Source organism: Aeromonas sp. 159, from assembly GCF_963862045.1.
In the GTDB taxonomy this organism is placed as follows: domain Bacteria; phylum Pseudomonadota; class Gammaproteobacteria; order Enterobacterales; family Aeromonadaceae; genus Aeromonas; species Aeromonas veronii.
Genome location: NZ_CAWLMI010000074.1, coordinates 1 through 4,236, shown reverse-complemented (window position 1 = coordinate 4,236; position 4,236 = coordinate 1). Strand labels below are relative to the sequence as shown.

Here is a 4,236-nt window from a genome sequence, read left to right as displayed (position 1 = left end):
TAGATCCCTGCGCGACACTGGTAGGCGATATCGAACTGGCCGATGATGCCAGCATCTGGCCCATGGTGGCGGCACGGGGGGATGTGAACCATATCCGCATCGGCGCCCGCAGCAATATTCAGGACGGCACCGTATTGCACCTGACCCGCAAGAGCACCAGCAACCCGACCGGCTATCCGCTGCTGATCGGTGAGGATGTCACGGTCGGCCATAAGGCGATGCTGCACGGCTGCACCATCGGCAACCGGGTGCTGGTCGGCATGGGTGCCATTCTGCTTGATGGCGTCGTGGTTGAAGATGATGTGATGATCGGCGCAGGTTCGCTGGTGCCACCGGGCAAGCGACTCGAGTCGGGCTTTCTATATATAGGGAATCCCGTCAAACAGGCTCGCCCACTCAAGCCCGCCGAGATCGCCTTCCTCAAGACCTCGGCCGACAACTATGTCCTGCTCAAGGATGAGTATCGGCAAGAGACCTGATAGGGCTGGCAGAAACAGGAAACCCGGCATGATGCCGGGCTTCGCTTCTTATATAGCTATATAGCCGTGCAGAACGGCTGACCGGAAATCAGTGGGCCTGATCCCAGTTATCACCGGTACCCGCTTCAACCAGCAGCGGCACATGCAGTTCGGCAGCGGCCGACATCTTCTCCTTGATGATGGCGGTGTACTCCTCCAGCTTCTCTTCGCGGATCTCGAACACCAGTTCATCGTGTACCTGCATCAGCATGCGGATCGACTCATCCTCGATACCGCGGATCCAGCTGTCCACGTTGATCATGGCGCGCTTGATGATGTCGGCAGCCGTACCCTGCATGGGTGCGTTGATGGCGGCCCGTTCGGCTGCCTTGCGCAGACCGGCGTTGCGGGACTTGATATCCGGCAGATAGAGGCGACGGCCAAACAGGGTCTCGACATAGCCCTGGGCTTCCGCCTGCTGGCGGGTACGCTCCATATACTCCAGCACGCCCGGGTAGCGTTCGAAGTAGAGATCCATGTACTTCTGCGCCTCGGCACGGCCGATACCCAACTGCTTGGCCAGACCAAAGGCACTCATGCCATAGATGAGGCCGAAGTTGATCGCCTTGGCACTGCGGCGCATATCGGTGGTGACCGCATCGAGCGCCACGCCGAACACCTCGGCAGCAGTCGCCTTGTGGATATCCTTGCCCTCGGCAAAGGCGGTCAGCAGCCCCTTGTCACCGGAAAGGTGCGCCATGATGCGCAGCTCGATCTGGGAGTAGTCCGCCGCCACCAGCTTGTAACCGGCGCTCGGGATGAAGGCCTGACGGATCCGGCGCCCCTGCTCGTTGCGCACCGGGATGTTCTGCAGGTTGGGATCAGATGATGACAAACGGCCCGTAGCCGCTACCGCCTGATGATAGGAGGTGTGCACCCGCCCGGTCCGGGGCTTGATCATCAGCGGCAGCTTGTCGGTGTAGGTGGACTTGAGCTTGGCCAGACCGCGATGTTCCATCAGCAGTTGCGGCAGCTCATAGGTCTCCGCCAGCTCGGCCAGCACCTCTTCCGCAGTGGATGGCGCTCCCTTGGGGGTCTTTTTGATGATCGGCAACCCCAGCTTGGTGAAGAGGATCTCCCCCAGTTGCTTGGGCGAGGAGAGGTTGAACTCCTGTCCAGCCAGCTCATGGGCCTGCTTCTCCAGCTCCGCCAACCGCAGCTCGATCTCCTGGCTCTGCTGGTGCAGCAGCTTGGGATCGATGGTGGTGCCGAGCAACTCCATCCGCGCCAGCACTGGCAGCAGCGGCAGTTCGATCTCGCTGAATACCTTGGCAAGGCCCGGCACGGCCTCCAGCTGACCCCACAGGGTCTGGTGCAGACGCAGGGTGATATCGGCATCTTCCGCCGCATAGGGGGCCGCCTGCTCCAACTCGATCTGGTTGAAGGTGAGCTGTTTCACTCCTTTGCCGGCGATATCTTCAAAGGAGGTGGTCTCAACCCCGAGGTAACGCTTGGCCAGCGAATCCATATCGTGGCGGCTGGCGGTGGAGTTGAGCACGTAGGACTCGAGCATGGTGTCGTAGGCAATGCCCTGCAGGTCGATGTCATGGTTAAGCAGCACGTTGCGATCGTACTTGAGGTTCTGTCCCACCTTGAGACGGGTCGGATCTTCCAGCAGCGGTTTGAGCTTGCCCAACACCACGGCCTCGCTCAGCTGTACCGGTGCCCCAAGATAGTCGTGGCCAAACGGCACATAAGCAGCCTTGCCCGGTTCAACCGCGAAGGAGACGCCGACGATCCGCGCCTCCATATAGTCGAGACTGGTGGTTTCGGTATCGAAGGCAAACAGCGGTGCCGCTTTCAACTGTTCCAGCCAGCCGTCAAACTCGGCTTCGTCCAGAATGCAGCGGTAGTCGGTTTCGATGGCGGCAACCGGAGCGGCGCTCTCATCGCCAGCCTCGTCTTGTCCGGCAATCTCGCTGCCCTCTTCACCACCGGATTCCAGCTCCTTGATCAGGTTGCGCAGCTCGTATTCGCGATAGACCGCCAGCAGGGACTCCTTGTCGACCGGCTTGAGCAACAGCTCTTCCAGACTCTGCTCCAGCTCGACATCGGTCTTGATGGTCGCCAGTCGATAGGAGAGACGAACCTGCTCCTCCTGCTCGCGGAACTTGTCGGCGAACGCCTTGGAGCCACGGAAACCGAGCGCAGCTACCTTGTCCAGGTTGGCGGCAATCTCGTCGATGCTGCCAATCCCCTGCAGCAGAGCCAGTGCGGTCTTCTCGCCGACACCGGTCATACCGGGAATGTTGTCGACCTTGTCACCCATCAGGGCCAGATAGTCGATGATGAGCTCGGGCGGTACGCCAAACTTCTCGATCACCCCTTCCCGATCGGTCTTCACATCTTTCATGGTGTCGATCAGGGTGACATGGTCGGAGACCAGCTGTGCCATATCCTTGTCACCGGTGCTGATCAGCACCGGCAGCTGCTTCTCGGTCGCCTGGCGGGCCAGGGTGCCGATCACGTCGTCGGCCTCCACCCCCTCCACCATCAGGAAGGGGAAACCCATCGCCTTGATCATCTGGTGGATAGGGGCAACCTGGCTGCGCAGATCGTCCGGCATGCTGGCACGGGTCGCCTTGTACTCGGGATAGATGTCATCGCGGAAGGTCTTGCCCTTGGCATCAAACACCACGGCCACATGACAGTCAGGATATTGCTTGCGCAGGCTGCGCATCATGTTGGCCATGACACGGACGGCGCCGCTCGGCAAACCGGTCGATGTGCGCAGATCGGCCTGCTGGGAGGCGAAGAAGGCGCGGTAAAGATACGAGGAGCCGTCGACCAGAATAAGGGGGTTGCTAGGGGCCATGAAATCGTCCTGCCAGAGATAAACAGCCGCTAGGATGCCACAGGGCCCCCCTCACACCAAGGGGCGCAGCAACAGCACACAGCGCCCGATAAAGGGACTCAATCTGTGGATAACTCTGTGTTCAGAAATGGGGCGCATCAGAGCGCACAGTGATAAAACTGTGCATAAGAATATAAAAAGCCATTAAAAACAATGTATTGAGAATGTAAAAACCGATCGCAAGACAGTTAGAATGATCTCGATCAATGTGGAAAAAGATTTAAGGGAGTAGGTACGGCAGGATCCAAAACGAAACAATCCTAGCACAGCAAGATGACTTGACCAGCGGAGGGAGAGCGATAACCATACAAAAGTACAACAATCCATCCTGGCTCACATTTTCAACAACGAGGAGTTTGCCATGAAAAAAGTGGCCGTGATTTTGAGTGGCTGCGGTGTCTTTGACGGGGCCGAAATCCACGAGGCTGTCATCAGCCTGCTGGCGTTGGCCCGTCAGGGAGCCGCTGTCCAGTGCTTCGCCCCGAACGTGTCGCAACTCCATGTCATCAACCACCTGACCGGTGAAGTGAGCGAGGGAGAGAGCCGCAATGTGCTGGTCGAAGCGGCCCGCATCTGCCGTGGCCAGATAAAGGATGTGGCCGAGCTGGATGCGGCCGATTACGACGCGCTGCTGGTGCCCGGCGGCTTTGGCGCGGCCAAGAACCTGTGTGACTTCGCTATCAAGGGGGCCGAGTGCCAGATCCAGCCCGATGTGCTGAAAGCGTGCCAGAGCTTTGCCAACGCCAACAAACCAGCCGCCTATATCTGCATCGCCCCCGCCATGATCCCGCTGATCTATGGCGCCGGGACGCTGGCGACCATCGGCCATGACGAAGGCACCGCCAACGCCATCGAGGCGATGGG

3 protein-coding genes are annotated in these 4,236 nt (G+C 59.5%); 2 read left to right on the top strand and 1 reads right to left on the bottom strand.

Going from position 1 to position 4,236, the window contains the following annotated elements:
* The coding region (locus tag AACR14_RS13225) for a gamma carbonic anhydrase family protein (protein ID WP_019446520.1) at positions 1-479 on the top strand (479 nt) is incomplete at its 5' end.
* 88 nt (positions 480-567) lie between these two features.
* Here AACR14_RS13225 and polA read toward each other — a convergent pair.
* Positions 568-3,333 carry a DNA polymerase I gene (gene polA / locus AACR14_RS13220; RefSeq protein WP_019446519.1) on the bottom strand — a complete coding sequence of 922 codons (2,766 nt, stop codon included), beginning with the start codon at positions 3,331-3,333 and terminating at the stop codon, positions 568-570.
* A 400-nt stretch (positions 3,334-3,733) separates the two neighbouring features.
* Between polA and elbB the strand changes: the two genes are divergently transcribed.
* Positions 3,734-4,236 (top strand): isoprenoid biosynthesis glyoxalase ElbB (elbB, locus tag AACR14_RS13215; RefSeq protein ID WP_019446518.1); only part of this gene is annotated, 503 nt, incomplete at its 3' end.